We start from the raw sequence: 354 nt of genomic DNA on the forward strand, positions 1-354 counted from the left end.
GCGGCGCGGCCCAGGCGTCGGGCGCCACGCGGCCAAGCAGATCGGCCAACTGCCGGAACTGCACCCGCATGCCCGCCGGCCCGGCGGCGCGGGTGCGCAGCACGGTTTCCAGCCGATCGTCCACCACCAGGGCGGCGCCAGCCGTTGCGGCATGCGCAGGCGTCAGGGAAGGATCAAGATCGGCAGGCATCGCTCTGGCGCCAAGGCATCCTGTTGTGCGGTCTTCTGCCATGGGGCAATGCCTGGCGAGAGGCAAGCCGGTTACGGACCGTTTCGGAACTCATCCTTGTGCCTTTATCGGTCAGGTTTTTAAGAAAGTGTGGCGAACCCGCTCGCCATGCGGTGAATGGTGAT

1 protein-coding gene is annotated in these 354 nt (G+C 66.4%); it reads right to left on the reverse strand.

Annotated features, from left to right (window positions below; translation table 11 throughout):
• Nucleotides 1–190: hypothetical protein (locus H926_RS32715; RefSeq protein ID WP_043610741.1), on the reverse strand; the 190-nt coding region annotated here is incomplete at its 3' end.
• Nucleotides 191–354 lie beyond the last annotated feature (164 nt).

This window comes from Novosphingobium sp. B-7 (assembly GCF_000410615.1).
GTDB classification, from domain to species: Bacteria; Pseudomonadota; Alphaproteobacteria; order Sphingomonadales; family Sphingomonadaceae; genus Novosphingobium; species Novosphingobium capsulatum.